The organism is Actinomadura sp. SCN-SB, from assembly GCF_043906805.1.
Classification (GTDB): domain Bacteria; phylum Actinomycetota; class Actinomycetes; order Streptosporangiales; family Streptosporangiaceae; genus Spirillospora.
Map to the genome: position 1 here is coordinate 1 of NZ_JBIMPP010000080.1, position 22925 is coordinate 22925.

General features: G+C 71.9%; 20 protein-coding genes. 5 read left to right on the forward strand and 15 right to left on the reverse strand.

The annotated features are described in order from the left end of the window. Position 1: 1 nt before the first annotated feature. Together ACGWYJ_RS33795 and ACGWYJ_RS33800 are read right to left on the reverse strand one after the other, a co-directional pair. Positions 2–946 (reverse strand): asparaginase, encoded by a 945-nt coding sequence (locus ACGWYJ_RS33795; protein WP_395110633.1) that lies wholly within the window; start codon positions 944–946, stop codon positions 2–4. A 5-nt stretch (positions 947–951) separates the two neighbouring features. Then, a complete protein-coding gene (locus tag ACGWYJ_RS33800) occupies positions 952–1761 on the reverse strand; it encodes a 3-keto-5-aminohexanoate cleavage protein (protein WP_395110634.1) in 810 nt (269 codons plus the stop codon). A gap of 44 nt (positions 1762–1805) precedes the next feature. Here ACGWYJ_RS33800 and dtd point away from each other — a divergent pair, with 44 nt between their 5' ends. Continuing rightward, entirely contained in the window at positions 1806–2243 is a 438-nt protein-coding gene (dtd, locus tag ACGWYJ_RS33805; protein WP_395110635.1) for a D-aminoacyl-tRNA deacylase, read from the forward strand. A 12-nt stretch (positions 2244–2255) separates the two neighbouring features. On the opposite strand, the gene ACGWYJ_RS33810 is transcribed toward dtd, so the two are convergent. The 4 genes from ACGWYJ_RS33810 to ACGWYJ_RS33825 form a co-directional block, all read right to left on the reverse strand. Then, positions 2256–2738: a hypothetical protein gene (locus ACGWYJ_RS33810; protein ID WP_395110636.1), complete on the reverse strand. Its 483-nt coding sequence runs from the start codon at positions 2736–2738 to the stop codon at positions 2256–2258. 44 nt (positions 2739–2782) lie between these two features. Next, positions 2783–3793 carry a YgfZ/GcvT domain-containing protein gene (locus tag ACGWYJ_RS33815; protein WP_395110637.1) on the reverse strand — a complete coding sequence of 337 codons (1011 nt, stop codon included), beginning with the start codon at positions 3791–3793 and terminating at the stop codon, positions 2783–2785. 10 nt (positions 3794–3803) lie between these two features. Then, entirely contained in the window at positions 3804–4223 is a 420-nt protein-coding gene (locus ACGWYJ_RS33820) for a Fur family transcriptional regulator (RefSeq protein WP_395110638.1), read from the reverse strand. A 327-nt stretch (positions 4224–4550) separates the two neighbouring features. After that, positions 4551–5036: an FABP family protein gene (locus ACGWYJ_RS33825; protein WP_395110639.1), complete on the reverse strand. Its 486-nt coding sequence runs from the start codon at positions 5034–5036 to the stop codon at positions 4551–4553. Between the two features lie 192 nt (positions 5037–5228). On the opposite strand from ACGWYJ_RS33825, the gene ACGWYJ_RS33830 reads away from it, so the two are divergent. Together ACGWYJ_RS33830 and ACGWYJ_RS33835 are read left to right on the forward strand one after the other, a co-directional pair. Beyond that, positions 5229–5591, forward strand: coding sequence for a DsrE family protein (locus tag ACGWYJ_RS33830; RefSeq protein WP_395110640.1), 363 nt, complete (start codon positions 5229–5231; stop codon positions 5589–5591). Between the two features lie 90 nt (positions 5592–5681). Then, positions 5682–6710: a TerC family protein gene (locus ACGWYJ_RS33835; RefSeq protein WP_395110641.1), complete on the forward strand. Its 1029-nt coding sequence runs from the start codon at positions 5682–5684 to the stop codon at positions 6708–6710. Between the two features lie 411 nt (positions 6711–7121). On the opposite strand, the gene ACGWYJ_RS33840 is transcribed toward ACGWYJ_RS33835, so the two are convergent. Both ACGWYJ_RS33840 and ACGWYJ_RS33845 read right to left on the reverse strand, forming a co-directional pair. Next, positions 7122–7841: a type 1 glutamine amidotransferase gene (locus ACGWYJ_RS33840; protein ID WP_395110642.1), complete on the reverse strand. Its 720-nt coding sequence runs from the start codon at positions 7839–7841 to the stop codon at positions 7122–7124. Then, positions 7831–9081, reverse strand: coding sequence for a MurT ligase domain-containing protein (locus ACGWYJ_RS33845; RefSeq protein WP_395110643.1), 1251 nt, complete (start codon positions 9079–9081; stop codon positions 7831–7833). The genes ACGWYJ_RS33840 and ACGWYJ_RS33845 overlap by 11 nt, the downstream gene beginning before the upstream one ends. A gap of 386 nt (positions 9082–9467) precedes the next feature. Here ACGWYJ_RS33845 and ACGWYJ_RS33850 point away from each other — a divergent pair, with 386 nt between their 5' ends. Then, positions 9468–10799 carry a hypothetical protein gene (locus ACGWYJ_RS33850; RefSeq protein WP_395110644.1) on the forward strand — a complete coding sequence of 444 codons (1332 nt, stop codon included), beginning with the start codon at positions 9468–9470 and terminating at the stop codon, positions 10797–10799. 56 nt (positions 10800–10855) lie between these two features. Next, entirely contained in the window at positions 10856–11599 is a 744-nt protein-coding gene (locus ACGWYJ_RS33855; RefSeq protein ID WP_395110645.1) for a hypothetical protein, read from the forward strand. A gap of 5 nt (positions 11600–11604) precedes the next feature. Here the strand turns inward: ACGWYJ_RS33855 and ACGWYJ_RS33860 are convergent, their stop codons facing one another. From ACGWYJ_RS33860 to ACGWYJ_RS33890, 7 genes are all read right to left on the reverse strand, one after another. Further along, entirely contained in the window at positions 11605–11961 is a 357-nt protein-coding gene (locus tag ACGWYJ_RS33860; RefSeq protein ID WP_395110646.1) for a DUF5955 family protein, read from the reverse strand. A gap of 58 nt (positions 11962–12019) precedes the next feature. Then, positions 12020–13903 carry a hypothetical protein gene (locus ACGWYJ_RS33865; protein ID WP_395110647.1) on the reverse strand — a complete coding sequence of 628 codons (1884 nt, stop codon included), beginning with the start codon at positions 13901–13903 and terminating at the stop codon, positions 12020–12022. 87 nt (positions 13904–13990) lie between these two features. After that, positions 13991–16909, reverse strand: coding sequence for an ATP-binding protein (locus ACGWYJ_RS33870; RefSeq protein WP_395110648.1), 2919 nt, complete (start codon positions 16907–16909; stop codon positions 13991–13993). A gap of 9 nt (positions 16910–16918) precedes the next feature. Beyond that, on the reverse strand, positions 16919–19066 hold the full coding sequence (locus ACGWYJ_RS33875) for a hypothetical protein (protein WP_395110650.1): 2148 nt from the start codon (positions 19064–19066) through the stop codon (positions 16919–16921). A gap of 168 nt (positions 19067–19234) precedes the next feature. Then, positions 19235–20659 carry a glycosyltransferase family 39 protein gene (locus tag ACGWYJ_RS33880; RefSeq protein ID WP_395110651.1) on the reverse strand — a complete coding sequence of 475 codons (1425 nt, stop codon included), beginning with the start codon at positions 20657–20659 and terminating at the stop codon, positions 19235–19237. 101 nt (positions 20660–20760) lie between these two features. Then, positions 20761–21702: a glycosyltransferase gene (locus ACGWYJ_RS33885; protein ID WP_395110652.1), complete on the reverse strand. Its 942-nt coding sequence runs from the start codon at positions 21700–21702 to the stop codon at positions 20761–20763. Then, positions 21699–22904, reverse strand: a complete 1206-nt coding sequence (locus ACGWYJ_RS33890; protein WP_395110653.1) for a hypothetical protein — start codon at positions 22902–22904, stop codon at positions 21699–21701. Before ACGWYJ_RS33890 ends, ACGWYJ_RS33885 begins: the two co-directional genes overlap by 4 nt. Positions 22905–22925: the final 21 nt, after the last annotated feature.

Genomic DNA, 22925 nt, shown 5'->3' on the forward strand with positions numbered 1-22925 from the left:
GCTAGGCGAAGACACCGGGGGCGGGCCGGATCGCACCGACCTGCCGGTCGCCCCCGTACAGGGGGACGGTCGACAGCGCGTCGAGCGCGGCCACGTCCACGCCCGTCCCGGTGTCCCCGCCCAGGGCGCGCAGCAGCGCCACCGTCACGGGCGTGCGGGCCCGCATGGCACCGTCGTCGATCTTCACGACGTCGGCCCGGCCGTCGGGGAGGGCGAACGCGTCCACGCCCTCGGCGCCGCATTTCACCAGCAGGCCCGGGACCGCGTCCATCAGGCGCCGCTCCTCGCGCCGCGTACCGGACGTCCACCTGGGGTGCGCGCGCATCGCGTCGGCGACCCGGCGCTCAGGAGTGCCCGGCTCGGACAGCACCAGCGCGCGGTACGCCCGCGCCACGCCGGCGGGCGACGCCGCGAACAGCGGCGCGCCACAGCCGTCCACGCCGACCGTGACGGCCGTCTCACCGGTCAGGTCCCGGACGGCGGCGCGGACGGCCCTCTGCAACGGATGACCCGCATCGAGGTAGCTCTCGGTCGGCCAGCCCGCCGCGACACAGGTGGCGAGCATCGCCGCGTGCTTGCCCGAGCAGTTCATCCGGAGCCGGGACCGGCCGCGTCTTGGCGCGTCCAGCGGCCCGGCCTCGGGGCAGCGCAGCACCCCGGCGCCGAGCCCCGCCGAGGCGAGGATCTTCTCCACGCCCTCGACGTGGAAGTCCTCGCCGGAGTGGCTGCCCGCCGCCAGCGCCAGCCACGGCCCGTCGAGGTCGAGCCCGGAACGCAGCATCGCCACCGCCTGCATCGGCTTGTTGGCCGAGCGCGGGAAGATCGGATCGTCCGGCGCGCCGAGCCGCACCGCCGCCGCGCCCGACGCGTCCAGCCCGACCGCGGACCCGCGATGCCACGACTCCACGAAACCGGACCGTTCCACCTCGACGAGCACGGGGTTCATCGCGGTCACCCGGACGTGGCCCTGACGCCCAGGAAGGCGCGGGCCTCCGCGGGGGTCATCGGCGGCCGCTGCGCCAGACCGGCCAGCGTCGCCGCCCGTTCCACCAGCTCGGCGTTCCCGGTCACCGGCCGGCCCCTGGCGAACGTGATCGTGTCCTCCATGCCGACCCGCAGATGACCCCCGGCCGACAGCGCCGCGAACATCACCGGCAGCGTCGCACGGCCCACCCCGGTCGCCGACCAGGTGGCGCCCTCGGGCAGCGCCTCCACCGCCGCCACCAGCGACCGCGCGTCCCCTGGCATGCCGCCGGGCACCCCCATGACCAGGTCGCAGTGGACATGGCCGCCGTAGGGGGCGCCGTGCTTGTCCAGCAGCCGGTGCAGCGCCGCCACCTGACCGAGGTCGAACAGCTCGAACTCCGGGACGATCTCCAGCTCCTGCGTCCGCCGGTAGAGCTCCACCATGAACGGCCACGGGTTCATGAACACCTCGTCGCCGAAGTTCACCGTGCCGCAGGTCAGCGAGCAGGCGTCCGGCCCGGCCTCCAGGACGCGCAGCCGGTCCTCGTACGGGTCGGTCACCGCGCCGCCCGTGGACAGCTGCACGATCAGCCCCGTGGCCTCCCGCAGCGCCCGCACCGTGTCGCGCAGCCTGCCGAGGTCGAGCGTCGGCCGGGCGTCATCGTCCCGGATGTGCACATGGATGACCGCGGCCCCGGCCTCCTCGCACTCCTTGGCCGTCTGGACCAGTTCGTCGAGGGTGACCGGCAGCGCCGGAACGTCGGCCTTGGAGGACTCCGCGCCCGTAGGCGCCACCGTAATGAGCGTCGTTGCTCCCATGCGAGGCAGAATGCATGGTCATGCGTGCGGTAGTCCAGCGTGTGAGCCAGGCGAGCGTGACCGTGACCGGCGACGGCGGTCCCCGGGTCGTGGGTGCCATCGAGGGTCCGGGCCTGCTGGTCCTGGTCGGTGTGACCCACGGCGACACACCGGAACAGGCCCGCAAGCTCGCCGCCAAGCTCTGGGGCCTGCGGATCCTCCCGGACGAGCGGTCGTGCTCGGACCTGAACGCCCCGCTGCTGGTGATCAGCCAGTTCACGCTGTACGGGGACACCCGCAAGGGACGCCGCCCGTCCTGGATCGCGGCGGCGCCGGGCCCGGTGGCCGAGCCGCTGGTGGACGCGGTGGTCGGCGAGCTGCGGGCGCTCCGCGCCAAGGTCGAGACCGGGGAGTTCGGCGCGGACATGAAGGTGGCCCTGGTCAACGACGGGCCGATCACCCTCGTCCTGGAGGTCTGAGCCGGGGCCCGCTCAGCCCACCGCGTAGCTGTAGATCATCACGATGGTCGCCGCCAGCGTGCCCGCGGCGGCCAGCGCGATCAGCAGGCGGTCGCGCGGATCCAGCCGCCCCCGGATCTCCGGGGACACCACCACCTGGCCGGTCTCCCGGTTCGGGTCGGGCCGCGTCGCATCGGACCGGTCGCGGAACGGGTCCTTCAGGCCCACGAGCCGCCACAGCGCGGCGTTCTTCAACCGCTGGTGCTCCGTACGGCACGCGAACAGCCGTCCCCGCACCGGCTCCATGCAGGCCGCGCCCCGCCGCGTCATGATCCGGCACAGCGTGGGGACGAGCAGGAACTGGTACAGGCACCACAGCAGCAGCCCCAGCAAGGCCAGCCGCCACGACCAGAACCACACGACGGCCACCGCCCACAGGGCGAACACCGCCCACCACACCAGCGCCGACTCCCGCCGCGGACGGCGCCGGCTGCCCTTCCCTGGCGTTGCGACCATGGGTGAGCCCATCCTTGTCCGTAAGGTCGCCGAGGAGGGGGAGCCTACCCCCGATGCGCCGCCTGGCGGCGAAGTTCGATCTTGGCGTTGGCACCGGTGTCCGGGGACACCACGACCTCCTGGGCCGCGGCCACCCCGCCCGCCAGCAGTTCGACGTCCACCGGGACGGTGCGCTTCACCAGCGCCAGCGCGATCGGCCCCAGCTCGTGGTGGCGGGCCGCCGACCCCACGAAGCCGACCGTGCGCCCGCCCGGGATCTCCACGGGGTCGCCGTGCGCGGGCAGCCGGTCCACGCTGCCGTCCAGGTGCAGGAAGACCAGGCGGCGCGGCGGGCGTCCCAGGTTGTGCACGCGGGCGACGGTCTCCTGCCCGCGGTAGCAGCCCTTCTCCAGGTGCACCGCCTCCTCGATCCAGCCCATCTCGTGGGGGATCGAACGGTGGTCGGTGTCCAGCCCGAAGCGTGGCCGGTGCTCGGCGATCCGCAGCGCCTCGTACGCCCAGAGCCCGGCCGGCCGTACCCCGGCGGAGCGCAGCCGCTCGGCGATCTCGGGAAGCGCGTCCCGCCGGACGATCCGCGTGGTCGTGCCCGGAAGATCGGGGAACGCGGGCCCTTCGGCCTCCGTCCCCTCCGGGACGGTCACCACGGCGTAGGAGTCGCTGACGTCCTCGACCTCGACGCGCAGCAGGAACCGCATCCGGTCGAGGAACTCGGTGAGGGCCGGTGCCGTGCCCGGCTCCACGTGCGCCCAGACCGCCTCGCCGTCGTCCACCAGGTGCAGATGATGCTCGATGTGGCCGTTCGGGCTCAGCAGCAGCGCCTGGGTGGCCTCGCCCGGCCGCAGCCGCTCCAGATGCTGGCTCAGCAGGCTGTGCAGCCAGCTCAGCCGATCGGGGCCCGACACCCGGACCACGCCGCGATCGCTCCGGTCGACGAACGCCCGGCCGGATTCGAGGGCGCGCTGTTCCGCCGTCGGCTCACCGTAGTGAGCGGCGATCTCCTGGTCTGGCGCGTCCGCCGGGACGGCCCCGGGCAACTGCAGCAGCGGGCTCTCCATGACGCCCAGACTACGCACTCTTCCTGCAATCCTTGCAGCGGCCGTAGACCGTCAGATGGTGGACGTCGGTCTCGAATCCGTGCGCGCTCTCCAGCCGCGCGGCCAGTCCCTCGGCGGCCTCCGGGTCGACGTCGTTCACCGTCCCGCACTCCCGGCACACCAGGTGGATGTGCTCGGCGTCGGCGGCCAGGTGGTAGTTGGGCGGGCCGTGCCCCAAATGGGCGTGCTTGACCAGCCCCAGCTGCTCCAGGAGTTCCAGCGTGCGGTAGATGGTGGAGATGTTCACGCCCCGCGCGGTGCGCTGCACCTCCGCGCAGATCTCCTCCGGAGTGGCGTGCTCGAGGTTGGTCACCGCCTCCAGCACGAGCTGGCGCTGCGGGGTGACCCGGTACCCCCGGGCCCGCAGCTCCTCCTGCCACGTCTCGGACATGCCATGAGTCTAGATCCCCGGGAAAAGCCGCTTGCCCCGATCGCGGACGCTCGCATAACGTGCCAGTACGCGCGAAAGGAGGTGGTCCAGGAAATGGTTGATTCTGGGACTCGCGAGGTGACTGTCCGCTAGTCGCCGTTCCGCCTCGTAGCCGACCCGCGCCGTCAGGCGCCGGGCCGGTGTGGCCGGTCGGTGACCGGCGAATACCAGGCAGTTACCCGATCCCCGGACCGATGGATCAGTCCTGTCCATCGCCCCGCCACCCGGCGGGAAGGTCCGGGGATCGTTTCCTTTCCCGGTCGTGCCGGTACGTTCCGGAGCCGGGATCTAGGCCACGCGCTTGAGCTGGGCGGAGATGTGCGACTGGAGCGGCTGCCCCACCGCCGCCAGGTCGTAGGCCCAGCCCAGGTCCTCCCCGATCAGGCCGTACAGCCGCTTGCCCGCGGTGACCTCCTTGGCGCTCTGGGTCCGCGCCACCACGTCCGTGATCAGCTCCACCCGGTTGAACGCGACCGTCCCCACGTAGATCTCCACGATCCCCGTCGGGTGCGCGAGCGTCACCTCGACCTGGTGGTCGGGACGCGGGCGCCAGTAGCCGGACTCGGTCGCCAGCGGGCGGCCCAGCGAGCCGTCCTCCTCGATCAGCCAGGTCCGGCTGGTGTAGGTCAGGAACGGCTTGCCGATATGGCCGAACGAGACCTCCTGCCCGAAGTGGAACCCCTCGATGGTGGGGTAGCCGCCGACTCCGGCGCCTTCCCACGTGCCGAGAAGGAACGCCAGCGGTTCGAGGTCCGGGTGCAGCTCAGGCTCCATAGCCACAGAGCGTAGCGGCGCGGCGGCCCGGAAATGACCGTTACCTCCGCACCGCGGACCGCTACCGGAGCCGGGACAGGCGGATCAGGACGAGCACCGCCGCCACCGCCACCACGCCGAACATCAGGACCAGGACCGCCGCGTTCACCATGCCCACGGCGGCCCATCCTAGGCACGGGTTACCCTCCCGGTATGGCGAGATCTCTGGTGATCAAGGCGACGGCGGGCGCGGACGGCCCGGAGCGGTGCAACCAGGCGTTCACTGTCGCGGCGGCGGCCGTGGCGGCCGGGCTCCCGGTGTCGCTCTGGCTGACCGGGGAATCGGCCTGGTTCGCGCTTCCGGGCCGGGCCGCGGAGTTCACGCTCCCGCACGCCACCCCGCTGGAGGATCTGCTGGCCACCGTCCTGTCGGGCGGACGGGTGACCCTGTGCACCCAGTGCGCGGCGCGGCGGGAGATCGGCCCGGACGACGTGATCCCGGGGGTGCGCATCGCGGGAGCGCCCACCTTCGTCGAGGAGATCACGTCCGAGGGCGTCCAGGCGCTCGTGTACTGACCCTGGAGGCGCCCGCGGGCGCCCCTCCCCGGGCTCGGCGGTTGATCGGCCGCCGAGCGGATATGAGCACCCGGGAAGGAGGCGCCGCGGATGATCGACATCCCGCTCTGGGCCTGGGCGGCGACCATCGCGTTCATCATCGCGCTGTTCGTGTTCGACCTGCTGGTCGCCGTGCGGCGCCCGCACGCCGTGGGGCTGCGGGAGGCGACGGTCTGGTCGGTCTTCTACATCGTGGTCGCCATCGCCTTCGGCCTGGTCGTGATGGCGGCGGGCGACGGGACCGCGGGCACCGAGTACTTCACCGGATGGCTGGTCGAGAAGAGCCTGTCGGTCGACAACCTCTTCGTCTTCGTCATCCTCATGTCCCGGTTCCAGGTCCCGATCGAGTACCAGCAGAAGGTGCTGCTGTTCGGGATCGCCGCCGCGCTGGCGTTCCGGACGGCGCTCATCGCCATCGGCGCGGCGGCGATCAGCGTGTTCTCCTTCACCTTCCTGCTGTTCGGGCTGGCCCTGATCTGGACGGGCGTCCAGCTCATGCGGCACCGCGACGAGGAGCCGGACGTCCAGGACAACTGGCTGGTCAAACGCACCCGCGCGCTCCTCCCCCTGTCCTCCGACCTGCACGGCGGCCGGCTGCTGGCACGCGAGAACGGGCGCCGGGTCGCGACGCCGCTGATGCTGGTGTTCATCGCGATCGGCAGCACCGACCTGCTGTTCGCGCTCGACTCCATCCCGGCCGTGTTCGGTGTCACCACCGAGCCGTTCATCGTGTTCACCGCCAACGCGTTCGCGCTGCTGGGCCTGCGCGCCCTGTACTTCCTGATCGAAGGGCTGCTGGGACGGCTGGTCTACCTGTCCACCGGGCTGTCGCTGATCCTGGGCTTCATCGGGATCAAGCTGATCGTGGAGTTCGTGCATCTGGACGTCAGCGAGACGGTCCCGGAGATCCCGACGCCGCTGTCGCTGGTCGTCATCCTGGCGATCCTGGCGGTCACCACCGTCGCCAGCCTCCTGCGCGTCCGGCGCCACCCGGAGGAGCGGGCCAAGCCCGGGGCCGTGCGCAAGCCCAGGCCACGCGAGGACCGCGAGAAACACGACAAGGATCGTGCGGCCACCTGAGCTGCTGCCCATGTGCGACACGGCACCCGGCGAGGTGGAGACGACCCGGCCGCGTCCCGCTCCCGGCCCCGCGATCGACCCGATCGCGCTGGAACCGGTGGACGAGGTCGAGATCCTCACGCTGGTGGACAACGTCTACGACGCCCCTCTGGCGGGCGACGAGCGCGTCCTGCGGACCGACCTCGACACGGATCTGGTGGAGGCCCCGTTGTTCGAGGGCGGCGTGACCCAGCCCGGGATGATCGCCGAGCATGGTTTCTCCGCGCTGGTCACCGTGCGCCGGGCCGGGCGCGCCACCAGGCGTCACTGGTCGCCCCGGCCACTGCACCGGCTGGCGCGCCCAGCACGCCCTGGCCGCCGCCCTCCCGGAAGCGTGGGTGCAGAGCAGCACCGGTACGACGTACCGGTTGCTCAGCCCAGCACGGCCTTGAGGCGTTCCTCACGCAGACGGCCCGCCCAGGAGTCGTCGATCGGCTGGATGTCGCCTCCCACGGCCCAGCGCAGCAGCAGGTCGGCCAGGCCGGGGTTGCGGACCAGCGCGGGGCCGTGCATGTAGGTGCCCAGGACGCGGCCGCTGTAGGCGCCCTCGAAGCCGTCGCCGTTGCCGATGCCCGTGACGACCTTGGCCAGCGGCTTGACCCTCTGGCCCAGGTGGGTGATGCCCTGATGGTTCTCGAACCCGGTGATCCGCGGGACGTTCAGCTCGGCGGCCACCTCACCGACGATCTCGCCCACGGCGCGCTGGCGGCCCCGTCCGCTGCGGATGTCGAGCAGGCCGAGACCGGGCACGGGCTGCCCCTCCTCGCCGCCGAACTCGTGGCCGAGCAGCTGGTACCCGGCGCACACCGCGAACACCACGGCGCCGCGCTGCGCGGCCTCGTAGAGACCGCCGTCGCGGCGCAGCCGCTGCGCCGCCAGGATCTGCGGGCGGTCCTCGCCGCCGCCGAGCAGGAAGATGTCGCCGTCCACCGGCACCCGCTCGTCGGACCGCAGATGCACCGTCTGGGTCGGGATGCCGCGCAGCGCCGCCCGGCGCTCCAGAACGATCGTGTTGCCCTGGTCGCCGTAGGTGCTGAGCAGGTCCGGATAGACCCAGACGATCTTGATGGGCTTCGGGTGGTCAGACGACACGGCCGTACCTCGTTCGGATGGTCTGGAAGGCGGTGTAGTTGGCGATCACGTCGAGGCGGCCCGGCGGGACCGCCATCACGGCCTGGTCGATGTCGTCCGCCACGGAGAACTGGACGTCGGCGGCCTCCAGGCGGACGGCGAGGTCGACGCGGCGCTCGCCGGTGACCCAGACGGGACGGCCGCGCAGGATGCGGTAGTCGACGTCCCAGAGCCAGGAGGTGTCGCGTCCGTCGGGGCCCTGCGCGTTGATGGACAGCGCGACCGGGGCGGGCGCGGGCTCCAGCACGTCGAACGCCTCCAGCCAGCCCGCCGGGTTCTTCGACAGCAGCAGCCGGATCCGGCGGCCCTCGTGCTCGACGGTGGTGTAGCGGCCCGCCACCGAGCGGACCTCGCCGAGCAGCGGAAGGGCCTGCTCGGGCGGGACGCCGAACTGGTTCACGACGGCGAGCGCGATGGCCGCGTTGGACCGGTTGGCGCGGCCGGGCAGGGAGAGGTTGGAGAGCTGGAAGGAGCGGCCGTCGGGCGCGGTGACCCGGTCGCCCTTCAGCACCCAGTCGGGACGGGGACGGGAGAAGTGACACTCCCGGCAGGCCCAATTGCTGTCCTCATCGGTGTCCTCGCGGTCGAGGGGGCCGCCGCACTCGGGGCAGCACCAGGAATCCTCGCGCCAATGCTGGCCCGCGGCCACCCAGGTGACGCTCTTGGCGGTGGACGCGCCCCAGGTCACCAGCGGGTCGTCGCAGTTGGCGATGACATGGCTCTGCGGGGACGCCTCCAGGGCCTTGCGCCACTTGCCGGCCAGCAGCCAGATCTCGGCGGCCCGGTCCATCTGGTCGCGGCTGAGGTTCATCAGCGCGACCACGTTGGCCCCGGTCTCGGCCAGCACCATCGGGACGTACTTCTCGTCGCACTCCAGCACGCCGTACCGGGCGTCGGGAGCGGCGGCGAGCGCGGAGACGTGGCCGGTGGGCATGTTCGCGCCGAACGCGTTGGTGGCGACCTCGCCCAGGGGGGTCATCGCCGAGGTGATCAGGCGGGTGGTCGTCGTCTTGCCGTTGGTGGCGCTGACCAGGACGAGCTTGCGGTCGCGCGCCAGCCTGGTCAGCAGCTCGGGGTCGAGCCGCAGCCCGATTTTGCCACCGATCACCGAGCCGTCCCCGCGGCCGGCCATCCGTGACATCCTCGCGGCCGTACGACCGAGCGCGACGGCCAGCTGCGAACGCAGCGGAAGATCGCTCATGGACTGTGTCTTCTCTCCGGGTCTTCTTTCCGGGTCTCGCCGAGACGTCCGATCGGACCGGTCCGAGCCTAGCCGTTGCGGCGTCCTCCTTGCGGAGCGTCCGACACCGGTTGGGCAACGGTCTGCCCGAGGTTGTTGTGACCAGTCTCACATGTCTTCCGGTAAACCGATTCGCCGGTTCTTGACCTGATAGCGGTTGTCATGATTCGGTGCGACCCCGGCGGCGTGTGGACAGTGAGGTATCCGATAAAGGGGATGTTCAGGGGATACCGAGGACCGCGCCCGAGATGAGGCGTTACCCAGTACTTTGTCGGGAGCCCAGTGTTTTCTGCGCGGAGTCACGCCCGTCTGGCGGACGAAGCGGCGACAAGGCGAGGTTTTGAGCGATGCAGTGTCCGACGTGCGGTACGAACACGCCCGGGACGCTCGGCACGTGCACGAGCTGCAACGCACCGATCCACCAGCCGTCGAGCCTGATGGGCGCGCCGCCGCCCGAGGCGGCCCCGTCCCCCCAGGACGGGGAGCGGACGATGGTGGTGCCGATGTCCGCGCCCATCGCGGCGCCCGCCGAGCCCCGGCCCCAGGGGGACGGGGCCGCGGGCTTCAACCCGGTCGAGCCGCCGCCCCCTCCCGCCTGGGCCACCGGCGAAGTGACACCGGTGGAGGACAAGCCCAAGGACGAGGAGAACAAGGAACCGATCGTCCCGGAGTCGTGGTTCGCACGTCCCCGTAAGACCGACGAGCAGCGGGCGCAGGAAGACCAGGCCACCCAGCAGTGGCAGGCGCCGCCGCCCCCGGTGGCGCCCGGTCAGGACTGGGGCACGGGAGCGCAGGGGCACACCGTGCTCGACTCCGCGTACGCGGACAACGGCGCCACGCAGCTCGACCAGCCACCCATGAACATGGGCCGGCCGCCGACGGGCCCGATGGGGCCGGCGGGGCCCATGGGCCCGATGGACCCCTCGCTCGGGCCGGCCATGCCCATGGGTGGTCCGATGGGCCCGCCCATGGGTCCGCAGGGTCCTGGCGGTCCCCCAATGGGGCCGGACGGGATGCAAGGGGCTTACTACGCGCAGCCTCCCGCGCCGTCCAACCAGGCCAGCAAGCCGCTTCTCATCGCCGTGTCCGCGCTCGTCACGATCGCGGTGGTGGCGGTCGCGCTGGTGGCGTGGCCGGGCGGGGACGACAAGCCCGCGGCGACCTCCCCGCCGAGCACGTCACCCAGCAACGACAACACCCCGGTGGCGCAGAAGCAGCCGCTGTCCTCCCCCGCCAAGGTGCAGGCCATCCAGGTCAACAAGGTGCTGAACTCCAGCGCCGACACCCGCAGGGTCCTCGCCCGCTCGATCGCGGCCACGTCCAAATGCCAGACGCTGCCGACGGCCATCAAAGGCTTCCAGGTCGTGGCGCAGCGCCGGAGCGCCCAGATCACCCAGACCAACCGCCTGAAGGTCGACAAGCTGCGTAACGGCGCGCAGATGCAGTCCACGCTGAGGGAGGCGTTCCAGGCGTCCCTGGAGGCCGATCTGCGCCTGCTCGCCTGGGCGAACAAGGCCAAGCGGGGATGCCGGGGCAAGCCGCGTCCGGATGTCGCCAGGGCACCGGGACGGACCGACGCCGAGCGCCGAGCGACACTGGCGAAGAAGCGGTTCGTCGCCCAGTGGAACCCCGTGGCGCGGCAAGCGGGACTGCCCTCCCGCGCTTGGAACGGCCTGTAATAAGCCCGCTCCGGGCAGTATCTTGGTGCGCCAAGGGCTGGTGGGAAGGGGTTGCCATGCAGTGCCCGGCTTGCGGGAGCGACACGGCCCCGGCCCTGTCACGCTGCCCCCGATGCGACGCCCCGCTCCCCGCGCCGCCGCCTCCCGGTGACGAGACCGTCACGTCCCTGTCCCCGGAGCCCTGGAGCATCCCGGAGCCGGAGATCTGGCGTCCGCCGCCGCCACCCAAGCGCAGCCCCCTTCCGTACGTGGCGCTGGGCGCGGGCGTGGTCCTGCTCGCCGCGGTCGCGCTCGCCATCGTCTTCTGGCCCGCCTCGGACAAGGATCCGGGTCCGCTTCTCGGCTCTCCGGCGCAGCAGACCCAGGTCCCGGATACGCAGTCCGGGTCGTCCGGAGACGCCGCGCCCCGGCTCAACCAGCAGGCGGGGCAGGTGGACACGCTGCTCACCGAGATGGCGGGGACGCGCAACGAGCTGGGCGGCGCCGTGACCGGCGGGTGCCAGACGGCCGCGCTGGAGCGGGTCCGCTCCCAGCGTGAGGAACAGCTCGCCAAGGCCAGGAACCTCCAGGTGGACGCGCTGGAGAACGGGCCCGAGCTACGCGACGCGCTGATCCGGGCGCTGGAGGCGGCGATCGAGTCGAACCGGCGGTACCTGGCCGTCGCCCCAGGCTGCCCGACCGAGAGCGAGGTCGCGTCGGTGAACGAGCGGGCCAGCGAGGCCAAGCGCGCGTTCATCGACTACTGGCGTCCGAACGCCGAACGCGCCGGGCTGGACGTCCGCGACGCCGATGAGATCTGACGTTCCTACGGCAGTCCCACGGCCGTGCCGAGCTGGCGGACGGCCTCGGCCAGGACGGCGACGCCCGCGACGCGGCGGCCCAGCCGTTCCAGGGCGCCGGTCACGCGCTCCTCATCGGTGTCCTCCTCCTCCAGCTCGCGGCGGATGTCGTCCAGGTCGCGGCGCGCCCTGTTCGCCTCCGGCACCTGCGCGGCGTGCTCGTCCAGCAACCGCCGCACCCGGTCGAGGGCGGCGGCGGCCTCCGTGGGAGCGGTCGTGTTGATCTGCTGGTTCTGGGTGACCTCGGCGCCCGCGGCGACCTGCCCCGACACGTGGGCATGGCCGCCGATGACGATCCCGCGGTCACCGCTGTGCTCGGTCATCTGGCTCCTCGAAGGCTCGGTATCGGGCTCGGTGACGGGCTCGGTGACGGGCTCGCGCTCATGGGTTGATGCCGCGTCCGTGGCCGTGCTGGGTCTGCTTGACGCGCGCGCCCACGGCGACCTGCCCCTTCACGGTGCCGCCGGTCATGATGACGCCCTGGTTCAGGATCACGCCGACCTGCTCGCGGTAGGCCGACACGTCGATGCCGCACTCCTCGCCCAGGTAGTCCAGGAGCGCCTCGTTCACCCGATGTTCGAGGAAGCGGATGTACTTGTCCACGTCGAGTTCCTGGACGAAGGTCTCGAAGTCCTGCTCGGACGCCAGTTCCCGCACGCTGATGCGCGCCCCGTAGTCGTGCACCGGATCGGTGGTGGGGTCCGGCGCCAGTGAGGCCAGGACGGCCGAGCGCAGCATCCGCCAGCAGGTGCGGACGGCGTCCGGGAACGCCCGCACCAGGCTTCCGGGCAGCGCCCGCCACGTCGTGGTGAGGTAGAGCAGGAACATCTTCCCCGGCCGTCCGGTCGAGAGCCGGTCGACGACGCGGAACTCGTACCTGACGGGCGGGAGGACGGTGGCCGCGAACTGCCCGTACAGCATGCGGCCTTCGAGCGCGAGATGGATGAACGCCGACAGCGCCAAGCCCTCGTCCTCGGCGGGCGCCACCGCGTGCCCTCCGGGCGCGAGAACGGCCTGGCCTGGCATGTCGATCGTGATCCGCTGGAAGCAGCGCAGCCCGGCCTGCGGATGCCGGACGATCGCGTCGATCGCCTCGGGCGTGGCCACGGAGTACGGGGCCTTGCTCCACGTGGCGTCGATCAGCGGGTGCCCGTCGAAGGGGCGGCCGATCCCGGGGCTCAGGACGCGGCGCCGCTGCGTGCATTCGCCGCGTCCCACGATGTGCATGTCGGCGACCAGCCCGGACAAGCGCTCGTTCGGCGGAAGGGGCGGGAGCGGCGGCGTCCGCGAACGGGTCGCCGTCTCGTCCCGCATCTCCCGGATCCGGTCACGGACCCGCTCGTGCATCACCACCGGGTCGACGCGCTCGGCGCTCTTGGCCGGTTCCTTGCTCAGCAGGCCGCCGGACGCGGGGCGGTCGATGTCGAGCGCGATCGACCACACGTGCGCCCAGGGCGCGCGGATGTCCCCGGACCCCAGGAACGGGTTCTCCCCGGAGTAGAGCGTCACGTTGCCGTGCTGGGCGGGGCCGACGCGGTCCAGGATCCGGCGGGCCCGCTCGCTCTGCGTGGGCGGGCCGGGGCCGACCGCGCCAGGGCCGAGCGCGTAGAGCGTGCGGAAGACCATCCAGAGATGGACCATGTAGATCGCGGGCAGGGCGGCGATCAGCGCCAGCACGACGAGCACGCCCGCCAGGCCCGCCACGAAGGCCCGGAACCCGGTCTCCACGTCCTCCGGCTCGAAGTCCCGGTACTCGTCCGCTCCGGAGAAGAAGAGGTCGAGCACCGCGAACACCGGCCCCAGCGCGGTGAGGACCGCCGGGATCACCACGAGCAGGAGCAGGAGCAGCATCGAGAGCGTGATGGGGAGGCCGAGCCGCCGTACGAAGCGGGGCGCGATCCGCATGACGCCGGCGGCGCTGAGCGCGAGCCAGACGAACAGGATGGCCAGCCACGGTACGAGCACCGCGGCCAGCAGTCCCACCGCGCACAGGGCGAGGTCGCGGCAGAGGCGCAGCCGCCGTGCCCGCAGCGCGTGCAGGATCACCGGCCGGACGTCGAAGCCGAAGGACGGGGCGACGGCCCGGTGGCCGTCGTCGTCGATGTACTCGTGGATCACCGACTCGCACAGCCGCCGGTCCAGGTACATGGCGGCGGCCAGGTAGCGGGTGTCGTTCTGCAGCGGCCGGTTCTCCGCGCCGGCGACGGACGCGGCGTGGCGGAAGAAGGCACGTTCCGAGGTCCGGCCATCGGTGTCGGTGACCATCGGCGGCTCCGGGGGGTGAGCGAGTGCGCGGCTCGGGGTGACGAAGCTACCCGATCGCACCCCCGGAAGGCGCTTCTTTACAAGAGCTCAGGAAGAGGGGGAAAAGGGAAGTCCCTGGGACGGATCCTCGAAGGGCGCTATCAGGCGGGCGGGCCAGCTCAGCACCGGCTCCAGCCAGGACGTGACGTGCATCGTGTCGGCCGCCTCCGCGAGCTGCTCGTCTTCCTCCACCCCGATGGCGACGACCGACAGGTCCTTGTAGAAACCCTCGTGATGGTCGTCGCCTTCAAGCGCGGTGAGCGCGATGGGCCGGTTGCGTTCCAGTTCCATCGACAACGGATGGCGGCGCAGGGCACGGAGACGATGGCCGAACTTGGGCTCCGGAGGCTGCTTCAAGCCGGGGAGCTGGTAGTCCAAGGGCGGTGCCGGGGCGTGCTTGTCAGGGACGCTTCCGCCGTAGGGGAACAGGCGGTCCAGCTCATGCAGCCAGCGGAGTTGCGGGATGACCCAGGTCGGGCCTGGGAGCGTCCCGACAAGGCCGGAGTCGCCCGCAAGGAGCTTCTGCGCGACGTCCGCGACGACCGCGGTGAGTTCGGACGGCAGGTAGGCGTTGCGCAGCGCCCAGGAACGCCGCGTCACCGCCCGTTCAAGGACCGTCGCCAGCGTGCATTCGCGCAACCGCGAGGTGAGGCGAGAGCAGGCGCGCAGCAGTTCGGCCGGTGCTGCGGGCAGCGGACGGTTGACGACATGGGCCAGGACGAGCGTGTCGGCCCATAGGCGAAGCCAAGCCCAGTCAGGGTGTCCCGCGAGAAGGTCGGCCTCACGCAGCTCGTACAGAGTGCAGGCCCGTCCCGAACGGCACTCGCACCCGCACGCGGCGGAACGACGCCCGTCCACGGGCGGAGGCGGGCCCGGCATCGTCCCCTCACGTCCCTCGCCCAAGGGCACGCGGACGCGCAGCGGGCGGTCCATTCCATCGGCGAACACCGCCGCGACACCGGGACGGAGCGAGACCACCTCGCGCGACTGGTCCTCGTCCAGGTTCATCGCCGCGCCGACCTGATGCCGGTCATCGAACGCCGGCAGCCGGTGCACCACCTTCAGCGCGGTGTTCTTGATGACGTCCGGGACCAGCTTGGTCGGGATCTGCTCGGCGACGATGATGCCCTCGCCGTACGCGCGGATCTCCGCCAGCATCCCCGCGAACAGCTCCACGGCGTGCGCGCTGGTCCGCTCGGGACCGCGGTTGCGCAGCAGCCGGTGCGCCTCTTCGATGACGATGACATGCCGCAGGCCGGGCGCCGGTCTCCCCTGACCGCGCTCGCGCATCCGCAGGTGCTCCACGATGCGGATGATCAGGGTGCCCATGAGGAACGCCTTGTCCTCGTCGTTGGCGACGTCCTCGATGGCGAGCACGATGTTGTCGCGCAGCATGCCGCCGATGTCGGCGGGATGGCCGCCCTCGAAGAACCGGCCCGCCGAGCCGATCCGCAGCGACCGCAGCCGCACGTCCACGAAGCCCTGCACGTCGGCCATCAGCTCACGCCCGTACCCGACGTCCTTGATGACCTGGAGCGCCGCCTGCTGAAGCTGCTCCAGCGTCGGGACGGCCGGTTCGATCAGCGAGCCGGGCACGCCGGCGCCGGTGACCACGTCCCAGCCGTTGGCCTCGTACACCCGTTGCAGGGCCTGCGCCATGATCTGCGGGAACGGCTCCTCGGCGTCGAAGGCCGCCTGGAACAGCGCGCGGACCATGTCGATGTGCGCCTGCACCGGGTAGCCGGGCTCGGGCGCCAGCGGGTTGACCGACAGCGGCACCGCGGCCGGGTCGGACGGGTTGACGACCGTCACCGGGCCGCCCAGGTCGGCGATCCGCCCCGCCATCGCCGCGTACTCCGACTTGGCCGGCTCGATCGCCAGCCACGGGATGCCCGCGCGGGTCAGCTGCTCCAGCAGATGCCGGACGGTCTGCGACTTGCCCGCGCCGGTCGCGCCGGTCACGAACACGTGCCGGTTGAGGGTGGAGCGGGGAACGGTGAACCGGCCGACCTGGCGGTCCTGCCCGTCCAGGATCGCGCCGAGCTCCAGCGGCGCGCCCGCCGACGGCTCGTCGGCCTCGGAGGTCACGTCGAAGTACCCGGCCTCCAGGACGCGCAGCCCCGGCACCTCGCGGCGGGGCAGCCCGGCCAGCGCCGCCAGCGCCCCGGCGGTCGTGAGGAAGGGATCCCGGTGGTCGGCCGGGTCCCGGTCCGCCAGCGCCTCGGCGAACGGGACGGCGGCGTGCCCCGACCGCAGCCGGTACGGGTGGTGGCCCAGCTCCATCGAGCCGACCAGCACCGGCGCGATCTGCGCCAGCTCGGCCTGGTCGGCGGCGCCCGCGAGCACCCGGACCTGCCACAGCCCGGCCTCGCGGAACGCGTCCAGCTCCACCAGCCGCTGGTCGGCGCGTGCCACCGCGAGCCTTGCCTGCTCGTCCTCGCCCCGGCGCAGCATCCGCAGCTCGTGGTGCAGCTCGCGCAGCTCCGCGTCCAGCCGGCGCTCGTCGCACGGCTCGGCCACCACGAACCAGCCGAACGGCCGTTCCATCAACGTGACCAGCGTCGACTCGAACAATCCCGGGGCCGGGAAGGGAGGGCCGGCGTCGGCGCGTCCCGACTGCGGGGCCAGCCGCCCCGGGCAGCGCGTCCACACCAGCCGCTCGGCCGCCCGCCGCCACCCGTCCCCGATCGGGACGCCCCGCGCGCCGCTGGGGAACAACAGACCGTCGTGGCCGTCGCCGACCGGGCCCGCGTTGGTGATCAGTTCGAGCGGGGCGCCGCCGCCCGCCGACAGCCAGCCGACCACGAACGGGCGCCGCCTCCGCGCCGCCGACAGGGCGGCGGGCAGCACGCTGACGAAGTCCCACTCGGCCGACGCGGGACGGTCGGGGGCGGGAATGGCCTGGATGCGGTACCAGGGACCGGGAAGGTCCGGCATGCCCGCAGGAAGCCGGGAGGGCGTAGCCATGCTGCGAGCCTACGAGGGCGGGTCGGCCTTATGCCTGCCGTTGGGCTTCATCGGCGGGACGATGCGCGCCCCACGCACACTCGCGCCACGCGGCGCCGCTCCCCTGGGCAGGGCATGCCTGGCCCGGGACGCCCAAGGGAATCCGCGCTGGCCCAGGGGCGGAGCAGCGTCGTCATCGGTATCCGTGTCAGGCGTGGGGGCGGCAAGCGGTTCGCTCTTACCCGACTCGCCGTTCTCCTCCGCTTCCTCGGACACCTGCTCCTTCTGCTGTTCCTGTTCCTGTTCTTTCTGCTCGCGCAGGTACTCCTCGAACTCCATGGAGTGCGCGGTCGGCAGGGTGATGATGCCCGGGTTGGCGTCCACCAGAAGGATGCGGCGCCCGGCCGCGCCCGCGTGCGTGAACACCATCGCGGTGGTCGGCAGCTCCTGCAACTGCGGCGGCTCGATCAGCAGCTCCCGGTAGCGCTGCTTCGGCTCGCCGCCCTCGTCGCGGCGGCGTCCCTCGGTCGCGGCCAGGCTCCGCCCCCAGGCGGTGGCGGAGCTGATGCCCTCGACCAGCGCCGAGTCGTCGGCGGCCGGGGCGGGCAGCGGCGACCACACCGGGTCGGTCAGCTCGTTGCCGCGCGCCCGCGCGTACGCGACCGTGCTCGCGTACCCCTCGCCGGTCACGTCGCCCAGGGCCGCGCCCGCCGCGTCGGTGATCTCGGCGACCAGCAGCGGCTGGTCGGCGCCGATGTGGTCGGCGGCGATCCGGGCGTCCTCGGGGTTGCCCAGCCGCATGAACCCGACCGCCGCGTGGCCCCTACGCCCCAGCCGCTCCCGCACGTGCCGCGGAATCGACCGGTACATCAGCACCAGGCCCGTCCCGGTGGCCTCGCAGGCGTCGATGAGACGGTCCAGAACGTCCCCACGCAGCTTCTCAGCGCCGCACAGGAACAAGGTGTGCTCCCACCGTCCCCCAGGCGGCGCCTCTCGGATCCGGTGCGTCAGAGCCGTCGCGACGTACGTGCCGAGCACCCGGTTGGTGAGCACCCCCGCACGGCGGTCCATGGACACCACGTGCAGCCGGGACGGCGGCAACCGCACCGGCTCCCCCGCCAGCTTCTCCAGCTTGCGAAGCTGAGCTTCCAGCGCCCACGCCCGCCGCACCACGATCCGGTCGGTCGCGTCCCGCCCGTACAGCGTGGCGATCCGCTCCAGTTGGGAATCAGTGAGCAGACCCTTGCGCAAGTCGTCGCGCGGGTCACCCACCTGGGCGAGCACCCGCAACGCCGCGGTGATGCGGGGAATGGTCGCGTCCTCGCCGAGCACTCCGATGATGCGTTCCAGGATCGCGTTGTCGAACGACAGGTCCCTTGTGCCGTTCTCCTGCTCGCCTGCGCTCACCACCAGCGACAGCACGTCCGCCAACGCTTCGTTGCCAAGCCCCCGGGTCAGGTCGAGCCGAGGCAGGTCGGCGGGCAGCACCCACACCAGCGGGTCATCCCCCCGTGCCGCCGCCAGCCGCAGCAGGTCATGCGCCACCGCGCCCTCGGACAGGTCGATCACGGTCAACCGGGCGCCCACCGCGAGCCGTGCCGCGCCCATCGTCGTGATGGCCGCGGACCACCCCGCCAGCGTGCCGCCCACCACGTCCACGCGATCCACGTCCGGCGGCACCGCGACCGGATACCACTCGCGCTGGCCCGCGTACGCGCGCTGCCGCTCCTCCCACTCCCGGTACGCCTCGCGGTACCGCGACTCCGCGGCATCGCGTTCCCGCTGCCACGCGGCCCGCTCCCGCTCACTCCGCAGCCGCTCCTGCATGAGCCGCTCACGGATGGCCCGCTCGTCCTGCCACCACGCGTACCCGGTGATGCCCAGCACCGCCGCGCACGCCGCCATGGCGACCGCCACGAACACCCACGGCATCACGCCCAGCAGCCCGCACAGCAGGAACAGCATCATCCCCGCGGTGCCACCGGCCGCCGCGACCCTCAGCGGACGCCCCGCGAGGTACTCGCCGGGCCGCCGTTCCAGGCGCGGCGCCGGCGCGGGCCCCGGCGGCTCCGGCCGCTCCGGCGGCGGACCGGGATCCGCATGCACCTGCGCGTAGCGCCAGCCGACGTAGACACGATCTGCCTGGACAAACCGCGCCGTCGCGGAACCACTCGCCATGTCGGTCACGTCGCGAGACCCCTGGGTGTTACGGGAGGGTGAAGAACGCCTGGGGTTGGGTTGGTTTCCTACACCGCACAGAGTAAAGAGGATCCGTCATTTACGCCCCTCGTTCAACCGAACAGTGCCCCCATCGCCCGACATTGAGCCCTATACCGGGCACCGAGGTCACCTCCGGCCTCCACCGGACGTTCGTTCGAGCAGCCTGATGGTGCCCGCCTTGTAGTGCCATTCCCCCCGCCGAGCATAGGGGCCTGTGGAGTTCAGGGCCGCGCGACGTACCCGTACCTCCTCGTCCGGTGAATTGACCAGTTCACGGTCGATCACCCACACCCGCCGGGTGCGGCGCAGGCGGTCGGCGATGTCCGAGGCGGCCGGCAACGGGGTGCCGATCAGGTTTCCCGCCTGGACGGGGGTCTCGCTCATCGTGACGTCCACGAGCCCTCGGTAGGCCGCCGGATAGGCTTCCGCATCCCAGCGGGACACCTGGTCGAGATAGAGGATGCCATCGCCCGGCCGCGCATGCGCGGTCAGCACCTGGGCGATCGCCCTCAGATCGTCGGACTTGCTGTCCTGCTCGCGCAGCTCGACCTGTTCGGGCAGGGTGAGGACGGCGAGCGGCACGAGCGCCGCGACGAGGAACCGCGTTCCCTGCCCTGCGAGCCAGGCCAGCCCCGCGCCGGCCAGCAGCGCCACGGCGGGAACGGAGAAGAACAGGTAGCGGGGATGGAAGATCGGGTCGAGTACCGACGCCGCGAGCAGCACGACCACCGGCAGCACCGCCCACGGCACGGCGAGATCACGCAGGGGCGCCGGTACGTCCGGAATTCGCGGCACCATGGCCCCGAGGCCCACGATGACCGCCATGACGAGGATCAGCTGGTGATCCCCGGCCAGGAAGGCCGCCGTGTTGCGCAGCATGTCATCGTTCACCGGCGGCAGCCACGCCACCTGCTCCCTCTGGCTGACGGCGAGGAACGCGAACGGGGCCAGGGCCGCGCACGCCGCCACGGTTGAGCACAGCCACCTCAGTACCACGCCACGCCGTCCCGGAGACGACCACAGAAGGAACAAGGTCACGGCGTGTGCGGGTATCAGAAGCAACCCGAAGACATTGAACAGCCCGAGCAGGACCATCGACAGCGCGTAAGCGATCGGCCATCGCACGCTGCGCGCCTCGATGACCCGGGCGAAGGAATAGGTGGCCGCCACCGCGGTGAGCCCCGCGAACGCGTAGGGACGGGCCTCCTGCGCGTACTGGGTCACCGTCACGCCGGTGGCGTAGAAGAGCCCGGCGAGCCAGCCGGTGAGCGGACCACCGCAACGCCGCCCCAGCATGGCGACCAGTGCCGCCGCCACCGTGGTGGCCAACGCGGTGGGCAGCCGTATGGCGAACTCGCCGGTGCCCAGCGCCGCGATCACGAAATGCATGATCAGGTAGTAGAAGCCGTGGACGATGTCCTGCCCGTCCAAGTAGCGCAGCAGGTCGGGCCAGGAACGCTCGGCGGCGCTGATGGTGGCGGCCTCGTCCACCCAGAAGGAGGCCCCCGAGATGCCGAGCAGAGACACGGCCAGCGCGACGCAGGCGGACACGGCGGGCGCCCATGCGGCGGATGGCGCCCGACGACGCCGGTCCAGGGGCGTCGGTTGTCCGGGCTGCTCGGGCACGGCCTCCGTCGCCGCTCGTGTGTCCGTCACGGTCCGCCTCGTCCCTGAGCACTGGTGGTGAGGTCGCCGAGAACACGGCTGTTGGGACGGGGACCGGCTCTCAATCCGCTCGCCAACCCGCGAACCAGGCACCGCCAAAGGGTCGCCCGGTCAGAGGAACGCAGGAAGGTCCGGCCCCAGCGCCGCGCGGTGGAGACCGCGTACAGGACTCGCTCGCCGGGCGCCAGCCCGCGGCTGCGCGTGAACAGCCAGACCTTGTTGCGCACCTCGTAGAAGAACCGGTCGCCCGGATCGGCGTCCGTCGACCCGAACGTCCTCGTCTTGTGAACGACCTCGCTGCGCGGGCACAGCAGCCCCAGCCGGCCGCGCAGCAGCCGCGTCGTGAATTCGAAGTCGTCGTTCCAGAGAAAGTAGTCGGCGATCGGCGGTCCGCACCGACGCGCGGCGTCGGCGTCGACCAGCACGGAGACGAACGAGGCGGAGCGGATGGGCTCGCAGCCCGCTGTCACGGCCGCCTCGCGCTCCCACCTGCGTGCCCTCGGCTTGGTCCTGGGGGTGTTCATGGGGTGGGCGCGGCCGTCGGTCCAGACCACCCGGCTGGCCACCAGCGCCGGTGAGGGCGTCGCCCGCTCCCGCGCCTCCAAGAGCGCCTCCAGGGCCGCCGGACGGGGCACGGTGTCGTCGTCCATCAACCACACGAGGTCGGCGTCCAGTTCCAGGGCGCGGGAGAGGGCCACGGCGAAGCCGCCGGCCCCGCCTGTGTTGCGTTCCAGCCGGACGAGCTCAACGGCGGGGAACGCCTCCCGGACCATGAGCGCCGTCCCGTCCGTCGAGGCGTTGTCCACCACGATGGTCGCGTCCGGCGGCCGGGACTGCTCGGCCAGGGCGGTCAGCGCCTCGGACAACAGGTCCCGGCGTTGGCGGGTGACCAGCGCCGCGACGACACACGGTCGCGGCGGCCCCGTCACCGCGTCCCCCGGCCGGCCTCGGCGCGCTCCGCGGACTCGGCGCGGTGGACGGCCTCGGCGATGTACGCGGCCTCGCCATGCTCGGCGCCCACGGCCTGGCCGGGCTCGCGCGACGGTCTCCCATCGCGCAGCCGGGCCGCCAGCCGGAGTACGGGACGGAGCGGCGGCACCCAGCGGGCGACGCGGTGCAACACCTGCCGCCACACGGGACGCTCGTAGGCGGCCGCCAACGCCTTGTGCGTCTGCTCCAGTTCCTCACGGAGCTCGCTGTTGATCGCGGTCCGCTCCGCCAGTTCGTCGAGCACAGAGGCGATCCCGTCGAACGACGCCTCCAACATCGCGTCGGCCCCGACGTCACCAGGGTGGAGACGCAGCGTCCCCGGCTCGCCCGGGATCAGCTCGGCCAGATCGCCCACGACCGTGTAACGCCGTTCGGCGAGTTCCCGGACCAGCTCCCGCGACCATGCCGAGACCCACGCGTACTCGGACGCCGGCAGCAGGATCGCCTGCTTGCCGGATCTGCCCGCCAGCCCGCGCTCGGCGAGATGGAACTTGACGAAGGACTCGTACGTGGGCCAGTCGATGTCGCGGCTCTTCAGGTGCTCGTTGAACCGCCGCAGCAACGCTGCCTCGACGGTGCCCAGACTCGGGTTGGTCCGCACGGACGTGCGGTCGCATAGCTCCGGGTCGATTCCGATGACGCTCGCGAAGCGCTCCCACAGCAAGTCGGGCGGCGACCCCGGTGGCGGCACCGTCACGAGATGCACGCGTCCGGGCGGCAGATCCGCCGCCCAGCGGCGCAGGATGCCCCCTGCGTCCTGCATCCGCCAGAAGCCGGTGGCCTGCTCCACGTCGGCGCGATCGCGCACCGCGTCGATGTATTCGGTCAGCCCCATGCTGTAGCGGTTCTTCAGATCCTCCTGCCAGGCGGCCGGGATCTGCCGCGCGATGTCCCGCACGGTGAGGACCAGATGGACCTCGGCGAAGTCCAGGTCGGCCAGCGCCGCACGAGCCCTTTCCTGAGGGGCGGCGCAGAAGACCTCATGGGATATCACGACCGTGCCGGTCCATTCCCTGGCCTCCTCGACCAGGGATTCCCACGCGTCCTCGGACTCGGGATCGTGATGACCGCGAAAGTCGATGCGCTGCAGGTCGATCGCGGCAAGGAAGTGAGCCCTGCGGGTCTCACCCGGATACAGCACACCCGCCGATCGCAATACATC